Annotated in this window: 11 protein-coding genes; 6 read left to right on the top strand and 5 right to left on the bottom strand. The window is 38.3% G+C overall.

The genetic code is table 11. The features are described from left to right. The coding region (locus MR062_RS15655) for an HYR-like domain-containing protein (protein ID WP_449500926.1) at positions 1–941 on the bottom strand (941 nt) is incomplete at its 3' end. 740 nt (positions 942–1,681) lie between these two features. Here MR062_RS15655 and MR062_RS15650 point away from each other — a divergent pair. The 6 genes from MR062_RS15650 (at position 1,682) to MR062_RS15625 (ending at position 10,658) form a co-directional block, all read left to right on the top strand. Then, the gene (locus tag MR062_RS15650; RefSeq protein ID WP_242205977.1) at positions 1,682–3,295 is read left to right on the top strand and encodes a beta-N-acetylhexosaminidase; all 1,614 of its coding nucleotides are present in this window, start codon (positions 1,682–1,684) and stop codon (positions 3,293–3,295) included. Positions 3,296–3,317: 22 nt separating this feature from the next. Further along, entirely contained in the window at positions 3,318–4,895 is a 1,578-nt protein-coding gene (locus MR062_RS15645) for a sulfatase (protein ID WP_242205975.1), read from the top strand. Between the two features lie 14 nt (positions 4,896–4,909). Then, on the top strand, positions 4,910–6,673 hold the full coding sequence (locus MR062_RS15640) for a DUF4091 domain-containing protein (RefSeq protein WP_242205973.1): 1,764 nt from the start codon (positions 4,910–4,912) through the stop codon (positions 6,671–6,673). Positions 6,674–6,745: 72 nt separating this feature from the next. Further along, complete coding sequence (locus MR062_RS15635) at positions 6,746–8,530, top strand: SGNH/GDSL hydrolase family protein (protein WP_242205971.1); 1,785 nt, start codon at positions 6,746–6,748, stop codon at positions 8,528–8,530. A 128-nt stretch (positions 8,531–8,658) separates the two neighbouring features. Then, the gene (moeB, locus tag MR062_RS15630) at positions 8,659–9,807 is read left to right on the top strand and encodes a molybdopterin-synthase adenylyltransferase MoeB (protein WP_242205969.1); all 1,149 of its coding nucleotides are present in this window, start codon (positions 8,659–8,661) and stop codon (positions 9,805–9,807) included. Positions 9,808–9,863: 56 nt separating this feature from the next. Then, entirely contained in the window at positions 9,864–10,658 is a 795-nt protein-coding gene (locus MR062_RS15625) for an endonuclease/exonuclease/phosphatase family protein (protein ID WP_242205967.1), read from the top strand. A 226-nt stretch (positions 10,659–10,884) separates the two neighbouring features. Here MR062_RS15625 and MR062_RS15620 read toward each other — a convergent pair whose 3' ends face one another. From MR062_RS15620 to MR062_RS15605, 4 genes are all read right to left on the bottom strand, one after another. Next, positions 10,885–11,412 carry a DUF2911 domain-containing protein gene (locus MR062_RS15620; RefSeq protein WP_242205964.1) on the bottom strand — a complete coding sequence of 176 codons (528 nt, stop codon included), beginning with the start codon at positions 11,410–11,412 and terminating at the stop codon, positions 10,885–10,887. Positions 11,413–11,655: 243 nt separating this feature from the next. After that, positions 11,656–15,012, bottom strand: a complete 3,357-nt coding sequence (gatB/aspS, locus tag MR062_RS15615; protein WP_242205963.1) for a bifunctional amidotransferase subunit GatB/aspartate--tRNA ligase AspS — start codon at positions 15,010–15,012, stop codon at positions 11,656–11,658. Continuing rightward, a complete protein-coding gene (locus MR062_RS15610) occupies positions 15,012–16,412 on the bottom strand; it encodes an amidase family protein (protein ID WP_242205961.1) in 1,401 nt (466 codons plus the stop codon). The genes gatB/aspS and MR062_RS15610 overlap by 1 nt, the downstream gene beginning before the upstream one ends. 2 nt (positions 16,413–16,414) lie before the next feature. Beyond that, entirely contained in the window at positions 16,415–16,684 is a 270-nt protein-coding gene (locus tag MR062_RS15605; protein ID WP_242205959.1) for an Asp-tRNA(Asn)/Glu-tRNA(Gln) amidotransferase subunit GatC, read from the bottom strand. Between the last annotated feature and the right edge of the window lie 591 nt (positions 16,685–17,275).

Here is a 17,275-nt window from a genome sequence, read left to right as displayed (position 1 = left end):
GTTGTATCATCAATCACCACAGTTTGAGTTTGTGTTGAAGTATTGCCATTGCCATCATCATAGGTCCAGGTGATGGAATAGGTTCCTTGTTCGGTATATGATGTAGGATCCGTAGTTGTTCCAGTGACTGTTCCTTCGCAATTATCGGTTGCAGTAGGAGCGGTTACAGTTGCAGAACATTGTCCGGTAACGGTAGGTAATGAAGCGACATCTGCTACGGGAGCTGTTGTATCATCAATCACGATATCTTGGAATACGTCAATGGTGTTGCCATTGCCATCGTCTACACGGTAGGTCCTGGTGATGGTTCCGTCATTAACAGCAGGGTCGGCCGTCTGGCTTATGAAGGTTACGGTAGGGGAACCACAGTTATCGGCCTCATCGGTTACAACCGCAGGGTCAGCAGCCGGAACGTCGGCCAAACATTGCACGTTTATATCTGCTGGGTTAGAAGCTGTAGGGTCTTGGGTGTCAGAGACAGTAACTATAAAGCTACAGGTATCATCGTTATCAGTATATATTACATTAGTGGTTCCAATATTAAAGGTATAATTGTTTATTTGTCCCGTTCCACTATCAATAAGAGTATTTAAAATGTCTCTCATTTCCCAGCTTAGATTCCCAGTAAAACTAGTGACATTCAGCCCTGAATTTATAAATGCTGTGCAGAGATTAGGATCATTATTCACAGAAATATCTCCCGGACATCCAGTTATAGTATAACTATTAGCCGAAATTATATTAAAATACTCAACATCTGCTTTTCTAGCATCATCAGCTAGTAGTTTGGCAAAATCAGAAATTAAGCCATAATGAGGATAATTATTGGTATTTGTAGGTGCTAAAGTTCGCTTTAAGTACATATTATTAGCAAAAAGAGAATAGCATAATAATAGGGCACTTAAAGTAAAAAGAAATCTATAAAAGTAGTTCTTCTTCATAAAATGTTAATATTTAGGGCGTTGCACTATTAAAAACAGGCTCGTTCTTTATATGTTTTAAAAAACGAACTAATTTTTAGGTTTTACGTGCTATTAACCAATTTTATGAGGGATAAGTAAAAATATTATGACGCTCTGTATAAGACAAAAATACTCGTTGAAATACCTTTATATTCTACAGTGGGTGCATAAAAAATTTTAATACAGATTAATTAATAGTAATTTATTATAAATCAGTTGATTAACATAAAAAACAGTTTTGTTAGGTTAATATTCATGTTAAACTATTGTTTTATGGAGACGAATATATGATAAAAATTTTATAAAACATCTATGAAATGCAAAAAAAATCGACAAAATACATTTTTGTAATTTGTTGATTTAGGGTTAAACTATTGTTTTTCAGTGAATTATACTTATTTTTGATTAAAATATTAATTTGAAGGAATTATGCAATGCGCTGCATCTAGATTCATTTGCAGTAAATCGCTTTAAAATCATTGAGTTTATGAGTTGTATTTCGGTTTCTAATTTACTCTAAATGGTGATTGGATACATGTTTAGGGTAACCTGTGTAGAGTCTATTGGAGCCAGATTCCTTTGGTTAATGGTTTAATCCAATTTCAAGCGAATCTTTATGGATAAATGCGTGTTATTATGCAAATTAATTTGTATGCTAAGCAATTAAAGAATAAGTTTGTGTTCGAACACAATAAAACAAAAATCTAAAACAATAAACTATGCGCTATTCTTTATTTGCATTGCTGTTGGTCTTGTCTATGAGCAGTTGTGCCGAGAAAAACAGAACATTTCAATCTTCAGAAGTAACCATTATTCCTAAACCGGCAAAACTCTCTTTGGGTGAGTTTTCTTTTGCTTTCGATAGTGGAACTTCGATTTCTATCGAGTCCAAGCAACAGGAGGTTGCTGCTAATCATTTAAAAAGTTTAATAAATAATGTAACAGGAAATACATTGGAGTTGGTTGACAATGGAGCTGCTCAAGTCATATTTAGGGCTGTTGATAGTCTGCAGCCTGAAGCTTATCAATTGGAGGTAAAACCGGAGCAAATTGTAATTAGCGCGAGTGATGCAGCTGGTTACTTTTATGGTGTACAGTCCATACAGCAGTTGTTAACCCAAGATAGTGAAACAAAAAAATGGTTAGTGCCTTGTGTTTCCGTAACGGATGCACCGCGTTTTAAGTGGCGTGCCTATATGTTGGATGAATCCCGTTATTTTCATGGTGAAGCCTTTGTTAAACAGATATTAGATGAAATGGCCTTACTTAAAATGAATGTCTTTCATTGGCATTTAACCGATGATGCCGGTTGGCGTATAGAAATAAAAAAATACCCTTTATTAACCGAAGTAGGTGGTTTTAGGGCCGATAGTGAAATTGAAACATGGGGAAGTGGAAAAACGTCGGGTGAGCCTCATGGAGGCTTTTATACGCAAGAGCAGATAAAAGATATTGTAGCTTATGCTGCGGATAGAAATATTACCATTGTTCCAGAATTTGAAATGCCTGGACACTCCAGTGCAGCCATTGCTGCTTATACTTGGTTAGGTACGGCTGGTGAGGATATTGACGTTCCCGTAAAGTTTGGAAGGCATTATGATAATTACGATGTAACCAAACCAGAGGTGGAGCAGTTTGTGAAAGATGTGCTTCAGGAATTGTTTGCATTGTTCCCATCCAAAGTCATTCATATTGGTGGTGATGAAGTTGGGTATAAAGTTTGGGAGGAGTCCAAACATGTACAACAATACATGAAGGACAATGGTATTAATACGCCTGCCGATTTACAAATCGCGTTTACCAATAAGATTTCAAAATTTATTGAAGCTAATGGGCGCCGAATGATGGGATGGAATGAGATTATGGGGATTAATATCCATAAAGGGTTTGAAGAAAAGAAAGACGATAAGGAAGCCGAAACCGAATTGGCTAAAAATGTAGTCGTGCATTTTTGGAAAGGCAACTTGGAATTAGCTACTGAAGCAGCAAAAAAAGGATACGACATCGTAAATTCATTGCATAGTAATACCTACCTTGATTATAGTTACAAGAACATAAGTTTGGAAAAGGCTTATGGTTTTGATCCTATTCCGGAAGGATTAGAAACTAAATACCATAAGAATATTTATGGCTTAGGGTGTCAAATGTGGAGTGAGTGGACGCCTACCAATAAAGATATTGAACATCAAACCTTTCCTAGAATAGCGGCTTATGCTGAAGTGGGCTGGACGACACCAGAGAATAAAGATTTTGAGCGCTTTAAAAGTGCATTAAAGAAGTTTCAGACGCGTTGGGATAGTTTGGGAATCAATTACGCTAAGGTGTTAGAGTAATGTCGTTATAAACCGTTAGATTATGAATGATATATTTAAAGCTATAGGTGTTTTAGCCATTTGTTTAACCGTGTGCTCTTGTAAACAGAAAGAGGCTAAAGAGGAACAGGTTAGAGCAGTAGAAAGTAAGCAACCAAACATTATTTTGTTTATGGTTGATGATATGGGCTGGCAGGATACTTCGGTGCCCTTTTGGACAGAGAAAACACCTTTTAATGAACGCTATACAACGCCAAATATGGAACGCTTAGCTAGTGAAGGCATGAAGTTTACACAAGCCTATGCGACTTCAGTATGTTCGCCAACAAGGGTAAGCTTGATTTCTGGAATGAATGCCGCTAGACACCGCGTGACCAATTGGACACTTAGGCGTGGCGTATCCGCTGTTAGACCACCTAAAGGATTGGAAATGCCAGAATGGAATTTAAACGGAGCCCAACCTACCGATTCTATAGAACGCTCCACACATATTACAGCCTTGCCTCAAATTTTAAAGGATCATGGCTATGAGACCATTCATGTAGGTAAAGCACATTTTGGTGCTTTAACAACACCTGGAGAAAATCCAAAGAATTTAGGATTCAGTATAAATATTGCCGGTCATGCTGCTGGGGCACCAGGGAGTTATTATGGCAGACAAAATTTTAAAAAGAGTTTGGATAGCGATAATATTTGGGATGTTCCGGGACTGGTAAAGTATCATGGCAAGGATGTTTTCTTAACGGAAGCTTTAACCCAAGAGGCGATTGGTGCTATTGATAGTGCACATAGAGCAAGGAAACCGTTTTATTTGTATATGGCACACTATGCCGTGCATACACCTATACAAGGCGATCCTAGGTTTGAGCAAAAATATTTGGATAAAGGGCTGGATCCCATTGAGGCAAAATATGCATCCATGGTTGAAGGGATGGATAAGAGCCTGGGAGATATCATGAATTATTTAGACGATAGTGGCATAGCCGATAATACCATTATTCTTTTCATGTCCGATAACGGGGGCTTGAGTGCTGTTGCCAGGGGAGGTGAACCACATACACATAACAAACCATTGTCCAGTGGCAAAGGATCGGCTCATGAAGGAGGCATCCGGGAACCTATGATCGTTAAGTGGCCTGGAGTAACTAAGAAAAACTCTAGTACAGATAACTATGTTATTATAGAGGATTTTTTTCCTACCGTACTCGAAATGGCTGGGATAAGTGATTATAAAACAGTTCAAACAATAGATGGACAGAGCTTCTTACCAATATTAAAATCTGAAGGGACAAGTGATAATGAAAGAGCATTGTTTTGGCATTATCCAAATAATTGGGGGCCTACAGGTCCAGGTATAGGGGCGTCAAGTACTGTGCGTAAAGGCGATTGGAAATTGATTTACTATCATGTCGATAGCCGTTTTGAGCTTTTCAATATAACCAACGATATTGGTGAAACAACTAATTTGGCGATTAAGGAAAGCGAGAAACTTAAGCAATTGGCAGGCGTATTAGGAAATTATTTAAGAGGTGTAAATGCGCAAATGCCAACCAGAACAGATACTAATCAACAAGTGCCTTGGCCAGATGCCGAACAGGTAATTAATCAAATAACAAATTAACATCAATGAGAGCTATGCGATTTATTTTTTTTACAATATTGGTCTTTATTTTTTTAGTGAGCTGCCAACAACAAAAAGATATTGTTGTAAGCACAACATATGAAGAACCTCAGGATCCGTCTCCGGCAACAGGCCAGGAGTGGGATGCCCTTCCTGATGGATTACAGGCATCGGTTGTGTCGACAAACTTGCGTTTTGTAAAAAGTATCATGCCTAATGTAGAAAGATCCAAATCCTGGAAAGGAGAGGCCTGGAAAGGAGAGCGCATTTCAGGTCAATTGGTTTTATGGTCGAAGGATTCGGTTACCAAAGTACAGGCAGGGATATCAGATTTCAAATCTGAAAGTGGTGCAACGATTCCTTCTAATGCTGCCCAATTACGTTTTGTTAAATACGTTATTACCGACGAGTTTGCGGGAGGCTGTGGCTATAGAAAGCCAGAAGATTTTGCGGCGTCCCTGGCTGCTGATGCTTTGGATACCTTAAGCACATATGCCGTAAAGGCTAAGGAAACACGTCCGTTATGGTTAACTGTTGATGTGCCGATAAATACTGAAGCAGGGGAATATAAAAGCCAAGTTACTTTAGATATCGAAGGACAAAAACCGCAAATTTTCGAACTGACATTGCAAGTTATAGACAAAGTATTGCCTCCAGCCTCCGACTGGAAGTTTCATTTAGATCTTTGGCAAAACCCCTATGCCGTGGCACGCTTCCATAATGTGGAACCTTGGTCGCAGGCACATTGGGATTTGTTAAAGCCGTTGATGAAAAGGCTTGCTGATGCTGGTCAAAAAGTGATTACGGTATCTTTAAACAAACGCCCGTGGGGAGGTCAAACTTTTGATCCGTTTGATGCCATGATTGAATGGAAGAAGAGAACTGATGGAACTTGGGAATACGATTATACTGTTTTCGATAACTGGGTGCAATTCATGATGGATCTGGGTATTAAAAACCAGATAAGTTGCTATTCTATGGTGCCATGGGGTAATGAGTTTTATTACTTTGATGAAGCCGAAAATAAAGAAGTGAAGCTAAAAGCACCTCCAGGAACACCAGAATATGAGGTCTTATGGATTCCGTTTTTAAGCCAGTTTAAAGCCCATGTGCAAGAAAAAGGTTGGGAGGGTATTACCAGAATAGCTATGGATGAGAGAGGTCCCGAAGAGATGCAGGCCATGTTGAAGTTGTTAAATCAATATGCGCCGGAGTTTGGCGTGGCCTTTGCCGACAACCATAAGAGCTATAAGCTTTATCCAGAGGAGCTAAAAGATATGTCGGCTGCTTTTGGTCACCCTGTAGATGATGAAGATCTTGTCGAAAGACGAGCCAAAGGTTATGTGAGTACCCATTATGTATGTTGTACCGATAAATTCCCAAATACCTTTACTTTTTCTGAACCAGCTGAGGGTGTCTTTATTGGCTGGTACACCATTGCTGCCGATTTTGACGGCTTCTTGCGTTGGGCCTATAATAGTTGGGTAGAAAATCCATTACAGGACTCCCGTTTTAGAGCTTGGCCTGCAGGAGATACCTACATCGTATATCCAGATAACCGAAGTTCCATTCGCTTTGAAACCTTAAGGGAAGGGATTCAAGATGCTGAAAAAATTAGGGTTTTAAGGGAAGAACTTGCTAGTAAAAATGATCTGGATGCCCTAGATTATTTGAATGAAGTAGTCGGACAGTTTAATATTGTAGAAAAGCCAGATAATTTAGAAGGGTTAATAAAAGAAGCTAAGCAGGTGCTTAATAAGTTGGCTCAAAAAAAATAATATGAGAAGGGTTCAATACTATGCAAGATTGAACTATATTTAATAGTTAGATCGTATTAAATCTTTTAAGAAATGACTAAGAAAACAAATTACGCTACACTGTTTTTTATTCTCTTAGCTGCTTTTGGGTTTTCCCAAGACAAATCAGAGATGAATTGGTGGAACCCTATGGCAGATTCCACACAAGTATTAGAAGGGCAAGGATGGGGTAAGCCTGCGGTTTATGGTTATAATAGGTTGCCAAAAGCAGCAGAAGGGAAAGTTAGAAAGGCAGTTTGGAATTTGTCAAAGCAATCTGCAGGATTGTCCATTCGTTTTGTGAGCAATGCCCAAAATATTGCTGTAAGGTACAAAGTAAAAAGAGGAAAGGCTTTTAACCATATGCCGGCAACAGGGGTTAGTGGTGTAGACCTATATACCAAAACAAATGACGGTGAATGGTTATGGAATAGAGGGCAATATGCCTTTGGAGATACGATAACGTACAACTATAATAACCTTAAATTAAAGCGACCATCACACCATGATAAGGGCCAAGAATACGTTTTGTATTTGCCACTCTATAATGAAGTAATCTGGTTGGAGATAGGTACAGCATCCAATGCTATTTTTAAACCCTTACCCATACGGGCTGAAAAGCCCATAGTAGTTTATGGTACGTCCATAATGCAGGGTGCCTGTGCATCTAGACCGGGTATGGCCTGGACCTCAATTTTAGAAAGGGGGCTAGAGCGACCTATAATTAATTTAGGTTTTTCGGGTAATGGCCGATTAGAAAATGAAGTAATTGATTTTATAGAAACCATAGAGGCGAAACTTTATGTGCTGGATTGTATGCCCAACCTAACATTAACGCAGAGTGGTACTCCAGATCTTGCATATCAGCGTATTATAACATCGGTGAAGCGTCTTAAAAGTAAGCATCCTTCAACACCAGTATTGTTGGTAGAACATTCTGGATATTCCGATGGTGAAACCAATAAAGAACGGTTTAGGATTTATTCAGAATTAAATAAAGCCTTGCAAAAGGCTTATAAACAATTAATATCTGAAGGCATTAAAGATATTTACGTGTTGACAAGGGAACAGTTAAACTTAGGTATTGATAGTTATGTAGATGGAACTCATCCTAACGATTTGGGGATGCTGCAATATGCGCAAGCTTATGAAGCCTGTGTCAGGGATATTATAAAGGAACCTGTTGGGAAAATAGCAACAACCATACCCGTGACCCAAAACAGGGATGCCAGTGTTTACGATTGGAACATGAGGCATCAAGAGGTATTAAGATCCAATAAAAATAACCCTCCAAAAGTTTGTTTTATAGGAAACTCCATAGTACATCAATGGGGAGGGGTTCCCCATATGAAGGTGGTAAATGGAGCCGATTCATGGGAGCTTTATTTTGAAGATCTGGGAGTTAAAAATTTTGGGTTTGGTTGGGATCGCGTTGAAAATGTTTTATGGCGTGTCTATCATGATGAGCTGGATGGATTCGAAGCCGAGCAAATATTGCTTAAAATAGGAACCAATAATTTACATTTAAATTCAAACGAAGATATTATTGAAGGGCTTCGTTTTTTGATTGAAGCCATTATTGAACGTCAGCCCAAGGCAAAAGTTACACTGTTGGGAATACTGCCAAGAAGAGGTGAAGAAGCCCGTGTAAAATTATTGAATAGTTCAATTGACACAATGGCGAAGACGCTTCATGTGCATTATTTGTCTGTAGGAGACGTTTTGTTAAATGCTGAAGGAACCATTGATGAAAGTCTGTTTAGAGATGGATTGCATCCCAATGCTTCGGGGTATCGAAAATTAGCACCATTAATTAATGCTTGTTTATTGGAAGAATAAGGGCAAGGAGTAGAAACTTTCATTCTAAAAGAATTAATTTTACACGATTTGTGTTCTGTTTTGTGAAAAAAAACATTAATGGTGTACAGATAGAAAGGTTTTATGAATTTGAAAATTTGTTGCGAACAATGTTATCTAAAGAAGAATTAAAAAGATATTCTAGACATTTATTATTATCGGAAGTAGGGGTTGAAGGTCAGCAAAAGCTAAAAAATGCTTCGGTATTAGTGGTTGGACTTGGTGGATTGGGCTCCCCTTTGGCTATGTATTTGGCAGCTTCGGGGATTGGAACTTTAGGATTGGTAGATTTTGATGTTGTTGATAGTTCTAATTTACAACGTCAAATTATTCATGGCTCCTCCAGTGTTGGGCAACTTAAAGTAGAGTCCGCAACGCAAGCCCTAAAAGAAATTAATCCCGAAATCAATATTGTTCAGCATAATACAAGGCTTACCTCAGAAAATGCATTGGAGATCATAAAAGATTATAATATCGTTGCCGATGGAGCCGATAATTTCCAGACGCGTTATTTAGTGAATGATGCTTGTGTGTTATTGGGGAAACCCAATGTGCATGCATCCATTTATAGGTTTGAAGGACAAGCCAGTGTATTTGCAACTAAAAATGGGCCTTGCTACAGGTGTTTATATCCTAATCCGCCAGAACCGGGAACAGTACCTTCATGTGCAGAAGCTGGTGTGCTAGGGGTTTTGCCTGGTCTTATGGGAACCATTCAGGCAACAGAAGTAGTCAAGTTGGTTTTAGAAAAAGGCAAGCCTTTAATAGGGCGTTTAATGCTTTATAATGCGTTGGATATGGGCTTTTCTGAAATACAACTGAAACGAAATGTTAGTTGTCCAGCTTGTGGAGATCAACCTACGATAACTGAACTTATAGATTATGATGTGTTTTGTGGTGTGAAGAAAGAAGAAAGCGTAAGTGCTGGAGGGGACTTTCAAAATGAAAGAGAAATAATGCCCGAGGAGCTTGAAGATTTACTAAATAAAGAAAATGTTTTTTTGTTGGATGTAAGGGAACCCTATGAATATGAGATTGCTAAAATAGAAGGGGCTGTATTAATACCTTTAGGGCAGATACCCCAACGAATTAATGACCTGCCTAAGGATAAAACAATAGTGGTGATGTGTCATCATGGAGGTAGAAGTAAAAGCGTGATGGATTACTTATTGGATAATGGCTTTAATAGCGTGTACAACCTTGAAGGCGGAATCGATGCCTACGCCCTGGAGGTTGATGATAACTTAGAAAGATATTAGGTTTATAGGGCTTCAAAAGAAAACTAAATTTTAAAAACAATAAAAACAATATTCCAATGAACCGAATTACAATTATTTCAGCCATTTTATTAATGTTAAGCATGACTGTAAAAGCTCAAACTGTGGTAGATTCATCTAAGGTGGTAAGAGTGTTAACCTTTAATATCTACCATGGCGAAACGGTTAATGCCGAAAAGCGATTTGATTTGGATTTGTTGGCTAAAGTTATCAATGATGAAAACCCGGACTTGGTAGCCTTACAGGAAGTGGATTTTAAAACAAACCGGGTTTTAGGAATGGATTTGGTTACAGAGTTGGGGCAACGCACCAAAATGCAAGCTATTTTTGGGAAAGCCATGACTTTTGATGGTGGTGAATATGGCGAAGGGGTTTTATCGAAGTTTTCCTTTTTGTCTACAAAGAACCAAGCCCTGTCTGCTAGAGAAGGAAAAGAGCCGAGAGCTGCACTAGGGGTGGAAGTTGTTATAAAGAGTGGCGATACCATTCGGTTTGTTGGAACACATTTAGATCATACCAAAGATGAGACCGATAGAATAAATCAAGCAAACCAACTCAATGATTTGTTTACAAACGACGACAGGCCCATCATATTGGCAGGCGATTTAAACGCCACGCCAGAGAGTGAAACTATGGGCATCCTTTTTAAATTTTGGACGCCTTCCTTACCCGATTTTCAACCAACGATACCATCAGATAATCCAAAGGCTAAAATAGATTATGTATTATACAAGCCAGCCAATGCATGGCGTGTATTGGATACCAAGATTATTTGTAATGACAAGGCTACCGACCACTGTGTTGTATTAAGTGTGTTAGAGTTGTTGAAATAATGTAGTGCTTATTCAATAAGGGTCATTTGTTTACTATGCTATTTCATTGAGTCATTCTTAAAAAGTCTACCAACTCAGTGATAAGGACAATGTCCCAACCTTATCCCGACACTACATCTGGATAAGATAAACTAAGCTGTTGCAATGTAGATATAATCAATAATGGCCATAAAAAAATCCCGACAAAGAAGTTTATCGGGATTTTTTATAGATAATTTTACTTGGTTTAGATGCTAAAAGGCACATTAACCCTTACTGTTCCCCAGCCTAAATGCATGGTGCCGTCACTAAAAGCGATTGAAAAGGCTTCCAGTTCGTCACCAGAACTTACTGGGGCTGAAACTCTAATAACATCATGGTCTTTATTGTATGAATAAGCGCCCCAAACATTAATGTCCTTATTTAAAATGATAATCCATTCTTTTTCGCCTGGAATCGTGAAAAGTGAATATTCCCCAGGACTAACGGCTTTATCTCCAATTTTTACATCTTTGTAAATGGTTACGTTAGCCGCTTCATTAGCTCCCGTACGCCATACTTTGCCGTTAGGGGCCAAACTGCCTAACGAACGACCTTTAAGCTGTGGCCTACTGTAGATAACCTTGGCAATAGCTGGTGCATTTCTGGAAGTTTTGTATATGGCTGCATCCATTGGACTTTTATCTAATCCAGCAAACTTTTGGGCGTCTACATTGGTAGATAAAAGCATAACAAAGGCAAAAGCAAGCGTAGAAAATAGTGTCGATTTTTTCATAATACAGTTTTTAAATTTTAAAAGCTAAAGTTAACGGAAATGATGTTAATATTTTGGTAAAAGTCGTAAGCTAATGTTAAAGTTTACATTTAAGCGAGAAATATTTAAGTAGAAGTTTGAACTTTTCAAACGGTTTTAGATAGCGCAAAAGTATTTCACAAAATCAAAAAGACCTATTAAGTATTATACTGAACTTGATAATACCTAACAGGCCTAATGGAATTATAAAAGAGCGGTATAAACTTATTTTCTAATTACTGTCACATTCATTTCTTCAACTTTTTTATCAGATAAAGGAGAAGGTGAGCCGAATAATAAGTCTTCGCTGGTTCCTGTTTTCGGGAAGGCCATAACCTCTCTTATGGACGCTTTTTTCTCTAAGATCATCATCAATCGATCTACGCCCCAGGCAATGCCCCCGTGTGGTGGTGCACCATAGTGAAACGCCTTATACATAGTGCCAACGCTTTTCATCATCTCTTCTTTGTTATAGCCCATATTTTTATAGGTTGCTTCCAAAATTTCCGGTTTGTGGGCCCGTATGGAACCGCCACCAATTTCGTAACCATTCAATATTAAATCGTATTGCTGGGCAATAATACTACCTATTTCATCTTCCTTGCCGTTAATATGTTTGTCAATATCGTAAACGGCAGGCATGGAGAAGGGGTTGTGGGTAAAGGTCCATTGGCCTTCATCTGTTTTTTCAAACATAGGGAAATCTACCACCCATGCTGGTCGTAATTCTTTAGGGTTAATAAGCTTAAGCATTTTACCCAATTCCTGTCTAACGGCATCCAAAGCTTTGTTGGCCGTGTCGTAATCGGAAGCCGAGAAAAATACAATGTCACCAACCTGTGCATTGGTCGTTTTTATGATATTTTCGGCAATGTCTTCACCTAAAAACTTAATGATAGGCGATTGCAAATCGTTTTCGTTTACAATAATATAGGCCAATCCGCCCAAGCCGTGGTCTTGTGCTATGGATGTTAGTTTTTCAATTTGACCTTTGGACAAACGTTTCTTGCCTTGTTCTTCGGCAGAAACTTTAATACATTTTACAATACCGCCTTCGTCAATAGGTTTACTAAAGACCTGAAATGATGTTTCCTTAACAATTTTGGTAATGTCTTGAAGTTGTAAACCAAAACGCAAGTCGGGCCTGTCACAACCGTATTTATCCATGGCGTCTTTATAGGTAATAACTTCAAACGGATGCAAAATCCATTTTTTACCGTAGATTTTGGTTATGATTTCATTAAACATATTGGTGTTTAAATCGATAATATCCTGCATGCTGGAATAGGCCATTTCAATATCCAACTGGGTGAACTCTGGTTGCCTATCGCCACGGGAATCTTCGTCCCTAAAACAGCGTGCTATCTGGAAATATTTTTCATAACCACTAACCATTAGAATTTGCTTAAACTGTTGAGGTGCCTGTGGCAAAGTATAGAAAGAACCGGCTTTTTTACGGGTAGGTACTATAAATTCCCTGGCGCCTTCATCGGTTCCCGCTGTAAGGATTGGAGTTTCTACTTCAAGAAATTCCTGCTCGTCCAAGATATCGCGTATCAATTTTATGACCTTGTGTCGGTTTATTATGGCACGACGCACATCGTTATTTCTATGGTCTAAATACTTGTGCTGGAAACGTACCGTTTCGTTCGTTTTATGGGCGCGCTTTATTTCAAAAGGCAGGGTTCTGGACAGGTTAAGAATATCCAGTTCAGAAGTCTCCAATTCAATAGTTCCCGTTCTAAGTGCTGGGTTATAATCATCAATATGGCGTTGCACAACTTCACCGGTAACCGTAATAACCGATTCGGGTTTTAGTTTCACCAATTCGTCAAGGTTAGGGAACGATTCCCTGCTTAGGCGTACTTGGAAAATTTCATGACTGGAATCCCTTAAATCGATAAAGATAAGCTCGCCATGGTCACGAACACTGGATACCCAGCCTGCCAACGTTACTTTTTCGGAAATAGAATCTTCCGATAACTGTGAGGCTTTGTGGGTGCGATAAGTGTCTTTTATAACAATTGGAATCTCTGGCAGCTTTTCTTCCTCCTTTTTTGTTGTTTGTTGGGCTTCGACTGCGCTCAGCCTGACATTTGTTGTTTCCGGTTTGGTTGGTGCTAAAGTAGCAGATGCTGTTGTTTGTCCAACGGCACAGGCTTTTAAGATGCCTTCGCGAATAACCTTTCCAGAGGCGCCCTTACCAATAATGGCAATAACTTTACCAACTAAAATACCTGCCTTACCTTGGTTTCCGGCTTTTATATCGTTAGCAATGGCTTCATTTTGTATAATAACCTGCTGTATGGCGTCCTGTATTTTTTCTTCTGAAATGGTATTGGCCTCGAAATACGAGTTGTAATCGAATTTAGGATCGGCCAGTAACGAAGCAATGGCATTTTGGGCTAGTACAGCTGTTACTTTTTCATCTTTGAATAATGAAAATATATCTATAAAATCTGAAACGTTTTCAATTTTTGAATAGTCTTCTGGCTTAATGTTATTGGTCAAGGTTTTGGCAACAAACGAAGGTTCCTTGATCACATTATTAATAGCCACAAAGGTTTCAGAGCGTAACGAATCGCCTGTAAAAAACTTAGCATCTTGGGGTAAAACGCCTCCTTTTATTAAAATGCGTTCTACGGCATAAGGCAAAGTACTAGTATCAACATCAATCGATTCTACAACGTCTTTAATGTTTACAAACGGTAGGTCTGGTTCGGAGATAAAGCGATAATCTGCTTCAAACTCCTTTTTACGCATGGTTTTGGTTTGTTTTAAATCGGCGTCGAAAAGCACGGTGGTTTGGTCGGGCCTAAACGTTTTGTGCTCTATATAATAGTTCAATTGTTTTTCAACCTCTTCTTTTAAGGCTTCGGTCATGAATTTAAACGAGTTGAGGTTTTTAATCTCGGTACGTGGATTTAAGCCGTAACTGCGTTTTTTACGTAGGGAAACCGAAACATCACTTTTAAATTCACCTTTTTCGAGGTTGGCTTCAGAAATCTTTAAATTCTGAACAATACGCTGTAAATACTGGGCATATGTTGAAGCATCTTCTATATGGTGGATGCAGGGTTCGGTGACAATTTCAATTAAGGGTACTCCAGCCTTGTTAAAATCCACCAAAGATATGTTTCTTTCATGCATGAGCTTGGCTGCATCTTCTTCAATATGAACTTGCGTTAAATTAACGGTAAACTCAGATCCGTCATTTCTAAAGCAGGATACCTGACCATCTGGAATGACGGGGTTGTGGAACTGTGTAATTTGAATGTTCTTAGGGTTGTCTGGGTATTCATAATGTTTTCTGTCCCAGGAAATCACATCGTTCTCAAAAGTCGATTTTACCGCTTTACCAAAGTAAATGGCTTTCTTTACTGCTTCTTTGTTTACGGCAGGGAGAACGCCCATTTGACCGGTACAGACCGAACAAATATTGGTGTTTGGAGTTTCTGTTTCTTCATTGGGACAGGAACAGAATAATTTGGTTTTTGTATTTAATCGAATGTGGGTTTCCAGACCGATTACTAACTCTATTTCGTGAGCCTTCAATAAGTCATTTAATTGCTCCAAATCCATTATATCGTATCTTTTAAAAAGTTAGCAAATTTTAAAACGAGTTCATCTTTATCTTTTGCGGCCGTTATCTGTAAGCCAGTAGTAGTGCCTTGCGGAACGGTAAGCGTAGGGAGTTGCCCTAAGCTGAAACCAACCGTATAGGCATCCGATAAATACATGGCTAAAGGATCTTTTAAACTGTTTCCTATTTTTGGAGGTGTGCTTGGGGTAACGGGCGAAATGATAACATCTACTTCATTGAAATCAGTTTCAAAATTCCCTGAAATTTGATCGCGTATGGCCAGTGCCTTTAAATAAATCTCGTCGGCAAACCCTTGTGATAGCACTTGGTTGCCACCAACAATACGTCGTTTGGTTTCTTCTGAAAAGTTTTCAGAACGCGTAACGGCGTAGGTTTCTTTTAAGTTTTCGGCTTCAATACGGTTACCGTAGTTGGTGCCATCCAATCTTGATAAGTTTGAAGCTGTTTCGGCCATGGCTAAAGTATAATAGGTAGAAACTAAAGTTTCAGACTCAAAGAAATCCAAAGCTTTAACTTCTATGCCCTTTGCCTTTATTTTATCGATGCTTGCTAGAAAATCAGCTTTTACTTGGGCATCGATTGCTTCACTTTCAATAAAGTTTTTAAAGTACCCTACGGTCTTAATGTCTTGAGAACTAGAAAGACTAGCTTCAGAAATAGGTTCAGAAACATAAGTGGTTTGGTCCTTTATATCCTTGCCGCTCATTACATTTAATACAATACGGATGTCTTCAAGGGACTTGGCAATAGGCCCAACGCAGTCTGTAGACGACGCATAAGCCATTAAACCATATCTGGAAATACGCCCGTAGGTTGGTTTTAAACCGTAAACCTTATTGTATCCTGCAGGTTGTCGTACAGACCCTCCAGTGTCACCACCAATTGAAAATACCGTATAGTCTTTCGCTACATTTACCGCAGAACCACCACTGGAACCACCACCAACTAAATTGGGGTCTATGGCATTTTTAACCGCTCCAAAAATGGTATTCTCACTAGAAGAACCATGTCCAAAACTATCGCAGTTTTCCTTTACAATAGGGATTGCGCCAGCATCCAATAGTTTTTGAATGGCGGTGGCTGTATAGGCCGACTTGTAATTTTTCAATAAGTTGGAACTTGCAGTGGTATAAGTGCCCTGTACCATATAGACATCTTTAATCCCAAAGGGAATGCCTTCCAGTAAACCAATAGTTTCGCCCTTAGCAATTTTGGTATCTACTTTGGCAGCCAGATCCAATGCAAGGGAGTCAAGTAAGCTATTAACGGTATGGTTCGTATTCTGTTTTAGTAAATCCAGTTTCTCTTGTACCAATGCTGTACAGGAGATTTCCTTATTTACTAATTGTTGGTGTATTTTATGTATCTGGGAATCCATAATTATTCTTCAATTACTTTAGAAACGACTAAATAGCCATGCTTTTGCTTTGGAAAGTTTTCTAGGATAATCTGTTTTTCTACAGCAGAACTTTCTATAACGACATCATCTCTCAACTCGTTTAACGACACGCCATTGTTGCGTTTATTATTAAAAGTGTTTGTATTTGACGGATTGGCATTTTTAATCACCTCAAATAATTTGTTCACAGCTTCACTGGGCTGTGCCCCTTTAATACTCGACAACACGTCGACGGTCATAATTTTACTCATGTCTCAATAGTTTTATATTAAAAAAGCCTTCCAAACTTGGAAGGCTTCACATATTTTTAAACAATAACCTTCCTATCCTAATGCTTAGGATTGTTGAAATTATTATTGTTATTATTAATTGTCATAAATTGCTTTCGAGCTTCAAATATATGTAGAAATACCATATTAAGCACTATTTTTTCAATTATACTACCCCGTATTATTAAATTATTAAAAAAAATACAATTAATTTATTGGTTATTTAATTTATGTGGTTTTTAATTGAAAGGAAGGTACAATACGCCGAAAAAGGTATTTTTATTCCTTTGAAGACTGCATGCTTAAACAGTAAAAAAACGTTTTTAAGCCATTTTAGATTCAATATGATTTTTGAAGTGTGAAAAAAAGACACAAAATCGATTTTAAGCGTGTTTTTAGCTGCTTTAAGCAACTTTCTAATAATTAACAATTGTTGATAATTATTGAATAAACTCGCTAAAATGCTTTTTAACGGCTTTATTATTTCTTATATTTGTTAGTAATCTAAATGGTGCTTTAAAGCATCATTTTTTGTGATGAATAAAAATCAAAAGAACAGATCATAAATCATAT

It is taken from the genome of Aestuariivivens insulae (assembly GCF_022662195.1).
GTDB classification, from domain to species: Bacteria; Bacteroidota; Bacteroidia; order Flavobacteriales; family Flavobacteriaceae; genus Aestuariivivens; species Aestuariivivens insulae.
The sequence above is the reverse complement of the archived record's forward strand: the minus strand, read 5'-3'. Positions and strand labels throughout refer to the sequence as shown.